The sequence below is a fragment of the Alphaproteobacteria bacterium LSUCC0719 genome, assembly GCA_040839025.1.
Lineage (GTDB): Bacteria > Pseudomonadota > Alphaproteobacteria > Puniceispirillales > Puniceispirillaceae > UBA8309.
The window spans coordinates 103,132-119,436 of sequence record JBFPJN010000004.1 but is presented as its reverse complement, the minus strand read 5'-3'; the positions used below and the strand labels follow the sequence as shown (position 1 = coordinate 119,436).

Sequence of the window (16,305 nt, the reverse complement as noted above, 5' to 3'; positions counted from 1 at the left end):
GTTGAGAAACAGAAATGTTTTCAGCCCCTTGACAAGGAGAGTTAGATGAAAGGCATTGGTGACTATCTGAACCTCCATGCGACTGCGCTCCAGGTCAGGGCGAAGCGCAACAAGGTTCTTGCCTCGAATATCGCGAATGCCGCGACACCGAATTTCAAGGCGCGCGACATGGATTTTCAGGCCGAGATCAACAAGGCCGAGAAGGTGGGGCCACTGCGCGCCACTGATGGCCGTCATTTTCGTGTGGCCATGAACGCCAATGCCACAGGCATGCTCTATCGCTCGCCGGTGAACCCCTCGCGCGATGGCAACACTGTGGAATTGAATGTAGAGCAGATGGAATTTTCGGAAAACGTCATCCGCTACCAGACAACTCTGACATTCCTCAACAACAAGATCGGCGGGTTGATGTCCGCCATTAAGGGCGAGTGATGGCAGCTATCAACAACATCTTCGACGTTGCTGGTCGGGCCATGTCGGCGCAGCTTGTGCGCCTGAACACCATTGCCAGTAACCTTGCCAATGCCGGCAACATCAGCGGTGAGGAGGATACCGCCTACCGCGCGATGAAACCGATTTTTGAAACCACCTATGCGGCAAACGTCAAGGATACCGGGATTTCGACAACCGAGGTTGCGGGAATCACCAGAACCGACCGCCGTCCAGAGCGAACCTACATGCCCAATCACCCGCTGGCCGATGATGACGGCTTTGTCTATGCGGCGGCGGTAAGTGTGGAAGAAGAGTTTGTCGAGATGCTGGAGGCAAAACGCCAGTATCAGAACAATGTTGAAGTGGTTACGACCCTTCGCGCCCTGATGATGCGAACCATCAATATGGGCAAATAAGCCAACGGAGAGCGTGAATGAGCACCATTGATCCAACCAGCCAGGCGCAGCTTGACAGCATTCTGAAAAAGATTGGTGTCAACAGCGATGATGACAGCAAGAAAGCCAGCAAGGATACGCTTGGCCAGAGTGATTTTCTGAAGCTGATGACAACCCAGCTCCAGAACCAGGATCCATTTGCCCCGATGGAAAATGCCGAATTCATCGCCCAGATGGCACAGTTCTCGACTGTCACAGGTATCACCGACATGAATACGACGCTGAGCGGCATGGCCGACCAGCTTGGAGAATTCCGGATCGCGACAGCTGCCAACCTTCTTGGCAGCTCGGTCATGATCCCGGGCAATTATGCCCGTCCTGACGAGTCCGGCCAGATCCACGGCATGCTGGATCTGCCTTCGGCATCCGGCATTACCAATCTGACATTCAGCAACGCAAATGGTGAGGTGCTTCACCAGATGGAGCTTGGCGCCCAGCCGGCCGGCCTTGTCGGCTTTGCCTGGAGCGACCTTCCGGAATCGGTGCTTGCCAGTGGTGAGGCCGTTCGTATCGAGGCCTTTGCCGATATGGGCAAGGGCATGGAAAGCCTGACCCCAAGTGTGTTTGCCGAAATTCTCGCGGCTTCAACCGGTGACGCCGCCACAGGCGTGATGCTGGATGTCCGCGATTATGGCGAAGTTAGGGCCGCGGACGTGTCCAAATTCCGTCGCTAGAGACCAACAAAGACTGACGATCAACAGGATCAAACAGAGAAGTGAAGCGAGCCTTGCGAGGCTCAGGGAGAGCAGAAAATGTCATTCTATACCGCACTAACAGGATTGAACGGCTCCTCCGCCGATATTTCGGCAACGTCGAACAACATCGCCAACGTCGGCACCACCGGCTTTAAGCGAAGCCGGGTCGAATTCGGTGATATCTTCGCAACCTCGCCATTGCAGAACGCTTCGTCGTCAATTGGTTCGGGTACGATCCTGAAGGGCATCAAACAGCAGTTCACACAGGGTAACATTGCCGCCTCGCTGAACGCGCTTGATCTTGCGATTTCCGGTCAGGGCTTCTTTGCCCTGAAGCCGTCGCTGACATCGGCCCAGACGGTCTATACGCGAAACGGTTCACTGAACGTCAATAACGACCGTTATGTTGTCGACTCGGCCGGTCAGTATCTGCTGACCTATCCGGTCAACACCGACGGATCGGTCACGGCAAAGGATCTGGACAGTGCGGTCCCGCTCCAGCTGCCGGTGACATCAGGTGATCCGCAGGCGACATCGAACATCAAGCTTGGCGTGAACGTGAATGCGGCCTCCGACGTGGTGCCGGACCGCCCGCAGTTCCAGGACGGTTATGCATTCGATCCGAATGACCCTGAGACATTCACCAACTCGACATCGATCACCATCTTTGATGATCTCGGTAACCCGACGATCGCCACGGTGTATTTCATCAAGACCCAGGCCGCCTCCGCCGACGACCCGACAAACAAATACGACACCCGGCTGGTGATCAATGACACGATCATCACTCCGGATCTCGTCAGCGCGGTTGACGATGCCGGCAAGCAGATCTTTGTTGACCGGTTTGGCCAGCAGACAACATCCATCCCCGATGACAACTACTTCATCGAGGGCAAGGGATCGCCGCTTTACAAGCTGGATGACCTGCAGACCCTGGTGCCTTCGCAGCCAGCATCAATCGGCGGTGAATCGACAAGCTTCGACTTCGGTGAGGAAGGTGACAAGCTTGTCGAAATCGTCACCGATCCGATGCAGTTCAAGGCCACACGAGAGGCTGGCAATACCGGCTCTGATGTCTATTGGGGCAAGGATTTCCTGCTCGTGAATGTCGATGATTCGGACCAGCCGGTCAGCATCGATATCAATCCCGGCCTCTACAATGCCGACCAGCTGGCTGCCGAGGTTGAGCGTGCGATCAACGCTGCCTATGGCGATGACCGCAAGTTCCAGGTCGAGCAGAATGTCGATGATACCATCACGCTTGATTTCCAGCGGGTTGGCGCGGACGGCACTGTAACGCCTCTGACCAACAAAATCTCGGTCGAGCTTCTGGGCACGGACAGCTATGTCACTGAATTGATGGGTGATGATTTCGCCATCACCGGTACATCGCCGGACTTCACCAAGGAAGAGTTTCTGGCGCATACCCAGGTTCGGATCAACGAGACGCTGAATGAATATGGCCGCCAGTACGCGGATGACCCGCTTGGTGTTGGCGGACTGCAATTCGTCAAGTCAACCGGCGAAAAGATCAATTCGGTCTATGAATATAACCAAGTGGTGCAACTCGAGCGTGTCGATGACCCGTCCGACACACACTACATGGTGCATTCATTTTACAACAAGCGCCCGGCACTCAGCGTCCATACTGTTCTTGATGAAATCAACGGTAACGCAACCAACCTGATTGAGTATGCGGCGACCGAGAACCGTCTTCGTATCTATATCGGCGACACGAACAGCTCGCCGAACTCCGACTTGACCAATTATGAACAGGGTCGTTCGATCACGCTGGCGGGTGATGACCAGTTCCGCAGCGACCTCAATGGCCGCAGCTTCGTCATCTCATCGACCGGTACCAACGCGAATGGGTACAAATATATCGATGTCAGCACATCAGGGTTGGCTGTTGCCGATGAAGATTTCAGCATCGCCGCTGGATCTGCTTCGATCTTCGCGCTGACCAGCCCGTCTGACAACGAGCCGACTGTCGAGGCGTTTTTCGAAGGCTCTCACGCTGTCTATAAGGGTGCGGCTGAAGACTACAGCAGCCAGAGCATAGTCATTCGTGAAAAGCAGGGATCAACCGCCGCCACCGAAAAGGGTGCCTTTGTGGCCAGCGACTGGAAGATCAAAAATGGAACTGAGACCGCTGCCACCACGCCGGCTACGCTGGCAACAAACCTGGAATTTCTTGGCATTCAGAATCTTCACCGGCCAATGGAGATTACTGCCAGCACATCTAGCAGTGCCGGTGCAACCACTCTGACATGGTCTGATGGCACCAATAACCTGACCATCACCACTGCCGACTTCAGTTCCAGTGCCGGCAATGCCAATGCGCAGCTGGACGACATCAGGGATAAGCTTGATGCACTCACCGACTTGAAGGGCTTTTCTTTCACGTTCCTTGATGCTTTAGGAAATGTTGTCGATTCTACCAGCGGGTCCAATTGGCGAGACACCGCCTCGATCACAACCAATACCGGGACAGCAACACTTGCCAAGTTGATTGTGTCGAGGGACGACAACACTGACTTCACCTTGGTAGCGGGTGCAGCAACTGGTCTCAGCTCTTCGGTCGATGGCGGGGTTACCACTGCGACGGTAAACACCACCGCGGCAACAAGTGATGTTCTTGCGAAATCGTCTGTAGACTGGGTTGATGAGAAGAATCCGCCCGTACATGTGGGGTATGACTCCATCAATCAGCGGCTCAGCTTCGAGGTTGACCGTACGGTTCTCGGTTCGGGTACCGACAGTAACTTCAACTCCTTCTCGGTCTATGGTTCATCCACCCAGACTGGTACCAATAATCTGGGTCTGACCAATGCCGATAACGCGCAGCGGGTTCAAATCCGTGGTGGTGAAGTGCTCTATGGCGACGCCTTTGTGGCGACTGGCGAGGAAATCCAGCCAAACGATAAGCGCTATGGCATCAAGGTGGCCTACAATTCTGAGTTCCAGAATTTCTCCATCTCCAGTGGCACAACTGGTGAGGCGATTGATGGCAATGGTGCCATCGGCGTACCTGAACAGCAAAAAGCCTCGAACATTCAGGTTGGACGCTATGCCATCTCGGAAACCACCGGTGCCCGTGTGGCTCAGGCCTACGATGTCGATGCCACGATCATCGGCAACGGCGATAACCTGCTGTTTGGTGTTGGCAAGACGAAGAACGGCTTCCTGTTCTCTGCTGGTACCGGCCTGAAAGCCACCCCTGCCCGCGCGGTCGGGGCCAGCGCCAACGAACCTCTCACCAACGTCTTCAAGCTGTCGACCCAGACAGGTGACAATATCTTCAACGTTTCGGTGAATGGCATCAGCGGCATCATCGAGGTGCCGGCGACCTCCTATGTTGGCACCACCTTGGCCGAAGCGCTGCAGACCAGGATCAACCAGATTGTCGACCCGGCCACCGGTGACACCATCGGCGGTGTGACAGTGACCTATAGCAGTGAAACCAACAGCTTCACCTTTGCAACCGGCACTACCGGAGCGGACTCGACCATCAAGGTCAAGGGCGCGGCGCGTCTTGGTCTTGATGATGTGCCACTGGGTGTTGGTACGGTTCCGGAAATCTACAATCTGGTTCAGGCCACAGATGCCGATGGCGTGGCGCTTTATGTCGATGCCAATGGCGAGGTGGTGACCAACCCGCCAGAAAACATGGTTGAGGGGTATTACCCGCTCTATATTGATGAAGGCGAGTTGACCTTCGACAAGACCGGTAAGCTGGTCAGCCCGAAGAACCTGGTGCATTACGAGAAGCAGGAAGAAGGGTTCTCGATTGCGCTGGATGTTGATTTCTCGACCTCGACCCAGCTTGCCCAGCCGTTCTCGGTTCTGACTGTCGAACAGGACGGTTTCACCTCCGGTCGACTGGACGGTATCGAGATCGACTCTTCGGGAACCATTCGCGCCAACTACACGAACGGTCAGAACAACCCGCTTGGCAAGATCGTTGTCGCGAACTTCAACAACCAGAACGGTCTGAAACAGATCGGTAACGCCACCTATACGGAAACAGCCGTTTCCGGCACGCCGCAGGTCGGCGAGGCGGGTTCCGAGGGTTTCGGTAATATTCTGTCGGGTTCGCTGGAACGTTCCAACGTCGATATCACCGAAGAACTGGTGAACCTGATTACCGCGCAGCGGAACTTCCAGGCATCGGCGAAAGCCATTGAAACAACAACGGGCCTGACCCAGACCATCATCAACATCCGGATGTAATCCGGGTGTGGCTGGCCCACCACAGGTATGATTGACCGGTATGATTGAGAGGAGACTGTCATGGACAAGCTGATCTACACGGCGTTCAACACGGTCAACAACATCTACGACAATCGTTCGGTGCGGGCCCAGAACCTGGCCAATGTCAATGTCCCGGGCTATCGCCGCGATCTTGGTTCGAAATCTGTTGGCACCGCCTTTCTCGACAACATCACCAGCCTGCAGACCAGGGCGCTGGCGATCCTTGACGACAACAACTATTTCGAAGCGGATCCGGGCACGCTCAGCCAGACGGATCACGATCTCGATGTTGCCATTCGCGGTGATGGGTATTTTGTGGTCAAAGGTCAGAATGAGTTGTCCCTTACCAGGCGCGGTGATCTAACAGTGGCAGGGGATGGCACGCTTGAAAACGGATCCAGGCAGGCGATGCTGAATACCGAGCTTCAACCTATTCAGGTGCCTGCCTACAGGTCGATCAAGGTTGCCGACAATGGCGATGTGATCATCGAGCCGCTGAACTCGCCGATTGGCACCAAGCAGATCATCGGGCGGCTTGGCCTGACCTTTGCCGCAGACAAGGAACTCAAGAAATACCCGGATGGAGAAATTCGTCCGACCGACGGCTCGCTGCCGCAGATCGACCAGGATGTGGCACTGGTCCCGCAGCATGTGGAACTCAGCAACGTCAACATTACTGATGAGCTGATCACTTCGATCGAGGACCAGCGGCAGTATGAGATCAACATCAAGTTGATCTCGTCCGCTTCCGAAATCGATGAAGCAGGTGCCAGCCTGATCCGGATGCCGAGCTGATCCGGCATTCTAATCGATCCTTTGCTTCTTCTTTAATATGAACTGACTGTTTGGCATGCCGTTTGCTTACTGGTGTTAGGAGACAATCCGGCCCAGGAGAAGACAGATGTCCACCAGTTCCATGCACGTCGCAAAGACAGGTCTGAACGCACAGCAGACCCGGATGCAGATCATCGCCAACAATCTGGCAAACGTGAATACGACAGGTTTCAAGCGTGACCGCGCAAATTTCGAAACGCTGCTCTACCAGGTTCGCCGCGTTGCCGGTGACCAGGTGACCGCTGAAGCCAATCTGACATCTTCTTTCTCGGTCGGCACCGGCGCCCGTATCGTCAATACGCAGAAGACGATGACCCAGGGCAGCCTGATCACAACCGACAATTCGCTTGATGTTGCTATCGAAGGCGGCGGCTTTCTTCAGGTTCTGCTGCCGGACGGGCGGATCGGCTATACACGCAACGGTGCGATCTCGACAAACAGTGAAGGTGTTCTGACGACCGCAAGCGGCTATGTCATTCAGCCAGAAATTGCGATCCCTGACGGGGTGTCCCAGATCAATATCTCGCGTGATGGCATCATCAGCGTGCTTGTCGCCGGCCAGACGGGCGCCGAGGCCGTGGGTCAGCTGACGCTCGCCGATTTCACCAACCGTACGGGCCTGCAGCCAATCGGCGAAAGCTTCTTTGTCGAGACCGACACCAGTGGTGCCCCGATTGTGGCAAATCCCAACGAGAACGGCATGGGCCGCCTCATCCAGGGCGCGCTCGAGGCCTCCAACGTCAATGTTGTGACCGAGCTTGTCGAGATGATCGAGACGCAGCGGGCCTATGAAGTCAGCTCGAAATCGATCACCTCGGTCGATGAAATGCTGCGCTTCATTTCGCAGAATCTCTAATCGCTAGCTGAGGTGTTCAAGATGCCGGGACGAATGACAACAGCGCTCTGCCTTGCAACGGCCTGGCTTGCCGCCGGATGTTCAAGCTATGTCGAGAACGAGGCTTCTCTCGAATTCAAGCCGATCTATGAAACTGCCCAGATGACGCCTGATGCCGTTTCGCCAACGGGTGGCATTTTCAGGCAGAATTCCAGTGGCCTGTTCGCAAGTGACATTCGGGCCCGCGAAGTGGGCGATATCCTGACCGTGTCGCTGAATGAAACATTTGCCGCGACCAAGACCCAATCTGCCGCATCATCGAAGAATGATGCCTTTGCCGTTACCCTTCCGACCGGTCTGCCGAACATTCTGACCGGCGGTTATGACAAGAATGCAGCCGGCCTGAATGCCGGCACCACCCGCAGTTTTGCCGGGTCTGGAAATGCGGCGCAGTCAAATTCGCTGTCTGGTTTTCTGACCGTCACCGTGACCCGCGTTTTCGACAATGGAAACATGGAAATTGCCGGTCAGAAAAAGCTGCGTCTGAATAATGGTGATGAATATGTACGGCTGACCGGGTTGGTGCGCCCCGAAGATGTTTCAGCAACCAATATTGTGCTGTCGAACCGCGTTGCCGATGCCGAGATTGTGTATGTAGGTGCCGGTGAAATTGCTGATTCAAGCCGTCAGGGCTGGCTCAGCCGCACAATGCGCAACATTTCACCATTCTGATCAGGGAATGAAACCCATGCGAACCGCAATGATGACCAGACTGGCAAGATGGTGCGTGCTGACGGGGCTTATGCTCGGCCTGGTGATGACCTCGGTCCAGGCTGACAGGCTAAAGGACATGACATCGCTTGCCGGTGTCAGGTCAAATCAGCTTGTCGGTTATGGCGTTGTTGTTGGTCTTGCCGGCACAGGTGACGGATCCTCCGGGCTGACGTTGCAGTCACTGCAATCAATGGTGTCGCAGTTTGGCCTTGTGACCGATGCCGCCAATCTGAACGCAAAGAATGTCGCGGCGGTGATGGTGACCGCAGATATGCCGGCCTTCATGAAGCCGGGTCAGCGCCTTGATATCACCGTATCGACAATCGGCGGGGCGAAGTCGCTTCGCGGTGGCACTCTTTTGATGACACCGATGCTTGGCGCGGACGGCGAAACCTATGCCATCGCCCAGGGCAATCTTGTTGTTGGTGGTCTTGGCGTTGCTGGCAATGATGGGTCATCGGTGATTGTCAACATTCCGACAGTGGGACGCATCCCCCGCGGTGCTTCGGTCGAAAAGATGGTCGATACACCATTCCAGTCGACTGAAAATGTGCTTCTCAATCTTCACCAGTCGGATTTCAGCACCGCCATGCGTGTTGCCGATGCGGTTAACGAGGTGTTCGGACCAGAGGTTGCGACCCCCCTCGATGCGTCGACAATCAAGGTCCGCGCCCCGGTCGATCCGGCGCAGAAGGTATCCTTTATTAGCCTGCTGGAGAATATCGAGGTCGATCCGGCAAGGCCGGCTGCCAAGGTCATTGTCAATTCTCGCACCGGTACCATCGTGATCGGCGGTGATGTGCGCGTCACGCCCTCGGTGGTGACGCACGGATCCCTGACGGTGCGGATCAATGAGGACAAGCAGGTCACGCAGACGACGAATGTTGCCCAGAACGCAGAGGGCACCGTCGTTACGCCTGGCGATGCGACCACCACCGATGACACTGAAATCATCATCGAGCAGGAACCTGCCCGTGCCTTCATTTTCGATCCGGGGGTCGAGCTGTCCGATGTCGTTGATGCGATCAACGGTGTGGGTGCCAGCCCCGCCGATATGGTGGCCATTCTCGAAGCTCTTCGCGAGGCTGGCTCGCTCCGCGCTGAAATCATTGTGATCTAGGGGAACGCCATGAGCATAGAGACAAACGCCCAGGCAATGTTTGACGCGCTGCGTGCAACCGCTGGCAATGCAACCATGAAGGCACCCGACAAGGATGCCGACCTGCGTGAGGCGGCGGAACAATTCGAGGCCATTTTCCTGAATGAATTCATCAAGCAGGCGCGCAAGGCCAAGCTTGCCGAAGATCTGTTCGCCAGCTCGGCAAAATCCACCTATCAGGACATGATGGATCAGGAACTGTCGAAGAACCTGTCGGGCCGGGTCAATCTTGGCATCGCCGAAGCGCTGGTGCGCCAGCTTGGGGGTGACTAGATTCGATGGCCGACCTTTTTGACATTGGCAGATCTGGTCTGAATTCCTATCGCCAAAGCTTGGCGATAACTGGGCAGAACATTGCGAACATCAACACAGATGGCTACAAGCGCCGGGGTGCGGAGCTTGAGGAAATTAGCTCTACCAAGGGCAGTGTTCTTGAAAATAGTCAAGGCAATGGTATGGGTGTGCGCATTGGTGCCATCCGGCGTGCATTCGATGAATTCCTTTTGACTAAGGCGCGCAGTGCAACGGCCTATTCAGAGTCCAGCACGACGTTTGCCGCTGCGACATCGCAGATCGAGGATATCCTGCTGCCGGGTGATGCCAATCTTGGCAATGCACTTGCCAAGTTTTTCGAAGGGTTGCATGAGGTCGCGAGCGATCCGGCTGATCTGGTTGGTCGCACCGTCGCCATGGAACAAGCTAAGCTTGTTTCTGAAAATTTTAGGCAACTTCATTTTCTACTTGAGGAAATGAAAGATGGTCTATTTACGCAAACAGAATACATGCTGGATGAGGTCAATCTGCTAACTGCCGAACTACAGCTTGTGAACAAACAGCTCTCGGCAGGCAGTCAGACAAAGCCCAATAATTCTCTCCTAGATGCAAGGGATAACCTTATCGACAAGTTGAACAAACATGTCGAGGTTAATGTGTCTCTTGACGAACGGGGGGCTGCGAAGGTCATTCTTGGCGATAGCCTAAATGGGCCTGAGATTGTCAGTAAGGGCAAGGTCAAAAGGATAGGGTTAGAGCAGACAAGCACAGAGCTGCTGTTCTTTACAGGATCACAGGCTGAAAAACTGCTGACAAAGCGGATCGATGGTGGCGCTGCACACGGCTTGTCATCCGCCTATTTGACGGCGGTCGAGGTGTCGCACGAAATCGACAAGCTCGCCTTTGACCTGATCAAGGACGTGAACGCCATCCATAAGCGTGGCCTGACTCTCGAAGGCGAAGCCGGTGGGGATTTTTTCCAGTCCCTGCGACTGGACCTGAGCGCTAGCGCGGTCAACACAGGGAATGCGTCAGCTACGCTAAAGGTCATCGATCCTGACTCCATTACAGCCCAAAAGGTTAAGTTTAACTATGAAAAGGAGACCAATCTCTGGAGAGGCACCGCTGAGGACGGTTCGGTTGTCATTGAGGGCCGTCATTCTGTGTCCTTCAACGGTGTCGAGATAACCTTCGTTGGCCAGGCGAACCAGTTTGATGAATTTGTTTATGACCCGGTGAAGGGGAGCGCTGGTGGCTTGGCGCTGGCGCTCAAGCGGCCGCAGGATATTGCTGCGGCGTCGCCGTTGATTATCAGCGCCAACCCGAACAATAAGAGCCAGGTGCTCGTCGATGCCTCGCCCATTGCTGATCGGGCAAGTATCGGCAGTGCTTTGCCAGTCATTGGTGATATTTTTAGCAACCATCCTTCAGCCGTCGGCGCGACAGAGTTTCTGACCGGCGGGTCTGTTGCTAGAATCCCCGCAAATGTGAGCTCAATCGACCTGCTGTCCCTTGCCAAGCAGAGCCAGGCCCAGTTCGGCATGTCCGATACGGACCTTGCCAATCTCTCGGGAGTGACGCTCAATTACGACGTCACGGACGGCAACGGCAACATCACCAGCGACACGGTCAACTTCAACATCGATTACCTTGCGGTCAAAGGGGTGAATGGTGACTGGATCGATGCAGAACAAATATCGGACCTTTTGAACCGTGGCGTCGTGAAAGGCACCCTGACCAGTTCCGGCGCGTCGGTGGCGCTCACAGATATTGGTGCGTTTTCGTCAGGTTCGGAAGGGTATCTGAATTTCAGCCTAACGGACGGTAACTTCACATCCGCAACCCTTGCCAGATCTGTAGGTGGCAACATCGATGCTGTTGTTTCGGCAAGCGTCGACCAAGCATCGGAGATCCAGATCTTCACCCGTGAGGGCCGGCACATTGCTGGCACAACACCGGACAGTGCAACAATTTCTGACTATCAGGCCGCGATGAAGGCTGAGAACGGCTTTGACGCCAATGCCGTCTATGTTGGCGATTATCTGAATGGATCGGGGGATGCCGGATATCTCGGGATGACTGTGCTGACGGGTGACCAGTCGAACATGCTTACTACGGTGACAACCGCTGATGACACTGTCACCACGGAGTTCCGGCTTCTGGACGGTATAGACACAAATGAGGTGTCGATAAACGGCCGTTCGTCGGTTGCTCAGACTATGTCTTATGAAATGACGATTGGCGGGATCACAAAGCAAATCGGACCCGCTGATGTGAACGACCCAAGCGGTGCTGGCGTTGCTGAGGCGATGATCAGTAAATTCCGCGCTGATGCCCCTGTCGCGCAGATCATCGGTGCGCCCGCGTCGCCTCTGCAGGGTGATAAAGTTCGCCTTACCTTTGAAGGTCAGACATATATTTTGGCTATCAATGATGGCGAGGCATCTGTCAGTGGTGGGGAACCGGGAAGACTTACGGCCTTCTTTGATGCCCAGGATCGGCTTCATGTTGTCTCCACCGACGGTACCATTGGTAAGTCGAAGATCGAAGTGCTTGTCGAAAACGATATTCCGGAGAATGTCGACGTCGCGCGACGACTTGGGCTGATGGACGGCCTGACCCAATTGAACACGCGCTATTCGGACGAAAGCCTTGTTGTTGAAGGAACAGGCTCTAGTAGCCAGGAAAATACGATTACGCTGACTTTCTCTGAGGATGACACCTACAATCTGGCCTTCATCTTCGATGACAAGCCGGACAGTGGAACGACAGCCACGACCGACAAGCAGATCAATATAAGCGCTGCCATGTCAGGAGGTAATGCGTCAGACATTGCTGATGCGATCAATAATGCGATCAGCAACAATGTGACTGACGGTGATGGTGGCGCCAATATATCTGCCACAGCGGTCGCAACGGTGTCTGGCAATGTTGTCACTCTGAAGATCACCGATGGCACAAAGGTCGAGATTTTGCGTGACGGCAACACGCTATCGACAGGCGATGGCAGGGTTGCAATCACTCCTGTGACGATGAGTGGGGCCTCAAAGACACTTGATGATGCCTATGTGAGCCCAGGTTATGAGCTTGTCAGACAAGGTGACGAGATTTCGGCAATAGTTCAGGATAAAAGCCTTTTGGACAAGCGCTTTACTGTAGACGGGACCGGATCAGCCGCGCAAAACAACGAAATTAAACTGACCTTCAGTGAGGACGATACCTATAATCTTTCGTTTATTTTTGACAACAAACCAGATAGTGGCTCCACATCCGCAATTAACAGGCAACTCGATATACAAGCGGCGATGTCAAGCGGTGATGCGACTGCGATTGCAACTGCAATTAATGATGCTCTGGCCAACAATGTGGCAAGTGGAGCTGATATGTCGGGCGTTGCATCTGTAAGTGTGCTGGGTAATGAAGTGACGCTTACAATACATGACGGAAGCAAGGTTGATATCTTGCGAGGAGGCGATCGCCTCGCCTCTGGCAGTGGGCAGGTGACCATCGATCCGACCACTATAGGTGGGCCTGCAAAGACCCTCGGTGATGTTCCATTGATAACTGTATCCGCCAAGAGCCTTGCAAACCAACGCCTATCTCTTCTGGATCTGCCTGAGGAAGAGCTGATTATTTTTCTTGGGGATGGAGGCGCGAAGCGCGTCACCATGCAGTATGATGAAACGCCCGAGGGCGCACCTTCTTTGATGCGCGATCTTGAGGTCAGGGTGAAGGATGCAGCGGCGAAAACCATAGAAATTTTTGATGTGGAAACTCAGACATCCCTCGCCACGCGGACGCTTGATGCGGATAACAGGGCAACCGTCGCAGGGTTCACTTTAGAATTGGACGGCACTCTTGATGCAGATGACAGATTCAATATCAGCACAAATACCAAGGGCACCGGCGACAATCGAAACCTGCAAGCCATCATCGATCTACAATATCCCAAATCGGGCGATCAATCTTCCGGGGGTTTCCAGCAGAAGTTCACCAATGCGGTATCACGGCTTGGCGCCATCGTTCAGTCAGCCAACATTGCAGCCGAGGCGGCCGTGTCTCTGCGTGAGGCCAGTATAGAGGCTGAAGCGGCCTATTCGGGCGTCAATCTCGATACCGAGGCAGCAAATTTGATCCAGCAACAACAGGCCTATCAGGCTTCTGCCCGCATCCTGTCCACGGCGCGCGAGTTGTTCGATACCCTCCTTCAAGTCATATGAGGCTAGATAAAGATGCCAATCAGTACGCGCGTATATAACGATCTTGCGATGAACACCCTGAACCGGATCACTGGCGATATTCAGGGTATCCAGCAGCGTATCGCTACCGGCCGAAACATTTTGAAAACATCTGACAGTCCAGCTATTGGCGCCAAGATTTCTTTCACCAAAGATCAGAAAATTCTTCTGGAACGCTACAATGCAAATATAGATCGTGCCCAGAATAGGCTGGCACAGGCGGAAAGCGCTATTGGCGTCGGCGTTAATGTCCTGCAGCGCGTCTATGAGCTGGGTATCCAAGCACGCAATGATACCAACAATGCTGGTGACCGTAGAATTATCGCCATGGAAGTCAGCAATTTGAGAGACCAGATCCAGAGTCTCGCAAATAGCCGCGACACAAATGGCCATTATATTTTTGCGGGTTACAAAGTTGGTTCCAAGCCGTTTGTGGCTGATGAAAATGGCGAAATCGTCCATTCAGGGGATCGCGGTGTCCATACGCTGCAGATTTCTGATAACCAGCGCATTTCAACGTCACTTGATGGCGCAGATGTCTTTCTTCGCGTGCCTGGAGAGGAAAGCACGGACACAGTCTTCTCAACACTTGATTCCATGATTGCCTCCCTTGAAAGCGGAAAGATGGAGGATAAGGACATTGAAGGTGTCAATAGGGCTTTGGAGCATTTCAGTCTGCAGCAGACAAAGCTTGGTTCACAGATGAACCGAGCGGAAATTCAGCGTGAGATGAATGAGAAGCGCTTGCTGCTCATAAATGAGGACTTATCCAATCTCGAAGATGCCGACATAGCAAAGCTTGTAACAGAGCTTCAGTCCATGCTCGTTAGCCGCAATGCAGCGCAACAATCCTTCATCAAGATCGCGCAGGATAATCTGTTCAATTATATCCGTTAGCGACGCCAAGACTTCTTTCTAAACCTTTTGCTCCTTCGTCGTTAACGAGGTCGAAGGAGTTTGCTATGCGTGGGTTTCGACACCAACATACATCGGATTTGTCTGCTTCGTTGACATGCTCAACGATGGCGTTCGACATCGACTATCTGGAAGACCAACTGGATTCCGGGATAGATGCCACAAAGCATCTAGTGACGTCCGGCCAGGAGCTAAGCCTCAGCATCAAACTGCTGTTAATGAAACTGCTTGTCAAAGCACTTATGTCAAAATCAAATTTTGATGCGGCTATTTTGATGGCTAACGAGCTACTTCAAGATGCGCCTGATTCGGTGTATCCGCATTACGCGCTGGGAACGGCCTTTTCAAAAACTGGCAAGAACGACAAGGCTGTCTATCACTGCCGACGTTTTCTGGAGATCGCGCCGATCGCCTGCGATGCAAAGTTCAAACAGGACAATCTGGCAACAGTCCAAAATAACCTTGCTGTGTCTCTGAAGACGCTGGGCTTCCTTGATCAAGCGGAGATTGAATTCAAGAAAGCGCTACGCCTCGATGACCAATTTGCTGCAGCCTACAACAATTATGGCAATCTGTTAAACGACAAGGCCCGGTTGATAGAGGCCCGCCAATGCTTCATGCGTGCGATAGAGATCAATCCGGAAGACCATATTGCCTATTGGAATTTACATTCTACAGCCGAAAATATGAGTGAGGCGCAGTCAATTGTTGAGACCTGTGTATCCAAGTCACCAACCGATGAGATTGCCATCTTCACTCTTGCGGGGCTTCGGGCCTTCAACGGTGACAAACGGGCGCTAAAGGAATTGATTGATTATGGCTTCAGCAACGAGCCATTGGTGCGGTCCATTGAATGGATTCTGTCATTGCCTCGCATGCCTGAAATCCATTTCAACCGCTGGTCCATATATGATCGCGCAATCGAGCTTTCTGATCAATCACGGTCATTTTATGAATTTGGTGTTTGGATGGGAGACTCGTTCCGTTATCTCGTTCCGCACTTTGAAAGAGGTTATGGTTTTGACAGCTTTCAGGGATTGCCAGAGGACTGGGGGGTCGTACCTCGAGGAACCTATTCAAGTCGTGGGCGGGTGCCAGATATCAAGAATGCCAAATTCGTTGTTGGGGAGTTTGCTACCACATTACCAGAGTTCTTCGATAGCAAACGGCCAATGGCCGGACTGATCAATTTTGACGCTGATCTCTATTCATCAACTATCGCTGCGCTGACCAACGCCAAGCAAGTGATCGATGTAAATACCATCCTCGTGTTTGATGAGTTTATCGTGAATGATCGATGGGAAGAGGATGAATTCAAGGCGCTGAACGAGTTCTGCGAGGCAAATGGTTTTAGCTATGAAGTCATTGCGGCATCCCTATTCACCAAACAGGTGATTTGCCGTTTAACAAAGATCTGAACTGGTAGGACGTTTAGGTAGTT

At 53.6% G+C, this 16,305-nt stretch carries 12 protein-coding genes; all 12 read left to right on the top strand.

The window, feature by feature from the left end:
* The first annotated feature begins 45 nt into the window (after positions 1–45).
* The 12 genes from flgB (at position 46) to AB3X55_09065 (ending at position 16,282) form a co-directional block, all read left to right on the top strand.
* A complete protein-coding gene (gene flgB, locus AB3X55_09120; protein ID MEX0503742.1) occupies positions 46–432 on the top strand; it encodes a flagellar basal body rod protein FlgB in 387 nt (128 codons plus the stop codon).
* Positions 432–848: a flagellar basal body rod protein FlgC gene (flgC, locus tag AB3X55_09115; protein ID MEX0503741.1), complete on the top strand. Its 417-nt coding sequence runs from the start codon at positions 432–434 to the stop codon at positions 846–848. The genes flgB and flgC overlap by 1 nt, the downstream gene beginning before the upstream one ends.
* A 17-nt stretch (positions 849–865) precedes the next feature.
* Positions 866–1,561 (top strand): flagellar hook assembly protein FlgD, encoded by a 696-nt coding sequence (locus tag AB3X55_09110; protein MEX0503740.1) that lies wholly within the window; start codon positions 866–868, stop codon positions 1,559–1,561.
* Positions 1,562–1,639: 78 nt separating this feature from the next.
* The gene (locus tag AB3X55_09105) at positions 1,640–5,815 is read left to right on the top strand and encodes a flagellar hook-basal body complex protein (protein MEX0503739.1); all 4,176 of its coding nucleotides are present in this window, start codon (positions 1,640–1,642) and stop codon (positions 5,813–5,815) included.
* 60 nt (positions 5,816–5,875) lie between these two features.
* Complete coding sequence (locus AB3X55_09100; protein ID MEX0503738.1) at positions 5,876–6,631, top strand: flagellar hook-basal body complex protein; 756 nt, start codon at positions 5,876–5,878, stop codon at positions 6,629–6,631.
* 106 nt (positions 6,632–6,737) lie between these two features.
* The gene (gene flgG, locus AB3X55_09095) at positions 6,738–7,526 is read left to right on the top strand and encodes a flagellar basal-body rod protein FlgG (protein ID MEX0503737.1); all 789 of its coding nucleotides are present in this window, start codon (positions 6,738–6,740) and stop codon (positions 7,524–7,526) included.
* A gap of 21 nt (positions 7,527–7,547) precedes the next feature.
* On the top strand, positions 7,548–8,237 hold the full coding sequence (locus AB3X55_09090) for a flagellar basal body L-ring protein FlgH (GenBank protein MEX0503736.1): 690 nt from the start codon (positions 7,548–7,550) through the stop codon (positions 8,235–8,237).
* A 70-nt stretch (positions 8,238–8,307) separates the two neighbouring features.
* Positions 8,308–9,399 carry a flagellar basal body P-ring protein FlgI gene (locus tag AB3X55_09085; GenBank protein ID MEX0503735.1) on the top strand — a complete coding sequence of 364 codons (1,092 nt, stop codon included), beginning with the start codon at positions 8,308–8,310 and terminating at the stop codon, positions 9,397–9,399.
* Between the two features lie 9 nt (positions 9,400–9,408).
* Complete coding sequence (locus AB3X55_09080) at positions 9,409–9,711, top strand: rod-binding protein (protein ID MEX0503734.1); 303 nt, start codon at positions 9,409–9,411, stop codon at positions 9,709–9,711.
* A 5-nt stretch (positions 9,712–9,716) separates the two neighbouring features.
* Positions 9,717–13,931, top strand: a complete 4,215-nt coding sequence (locus tag AB3X55_09075; protein ID MEX0503733.1) for a flagellar basal body rod C-terminal domain-containing protein — start codon at positions 9,717–9,719, stop codon at positions 13,929–13,931.
* 12 nt (positions 13,932–13,943) lie between these two features.
* Positions 13,944–14,846 (top strand): flagellar hook-associated protein FlgL, encoded by a 903-nt coding sequence (gene flgL, locus AB3X55_09070; protein MEX0503732.1) that lies wholly within the window; start codon positions 13,944–13,946, stop codon positions 14,844–14,846.
* 125 nt (positions 14,847–14,971) lie between these two features.
* Positions 14,972–16,282, top strand: a complete 1,311-nt coding sequence (locus AB3X55_09065) for a tetratricopeptide repeat protein (protein MEX0503731.1) — start codon at positions 14,972–14,974, stop codon at positions 16,280–16,282.
* The last annotated feature ends 23 nt before the right edge of the window (positions 16,283–16,305 follow it).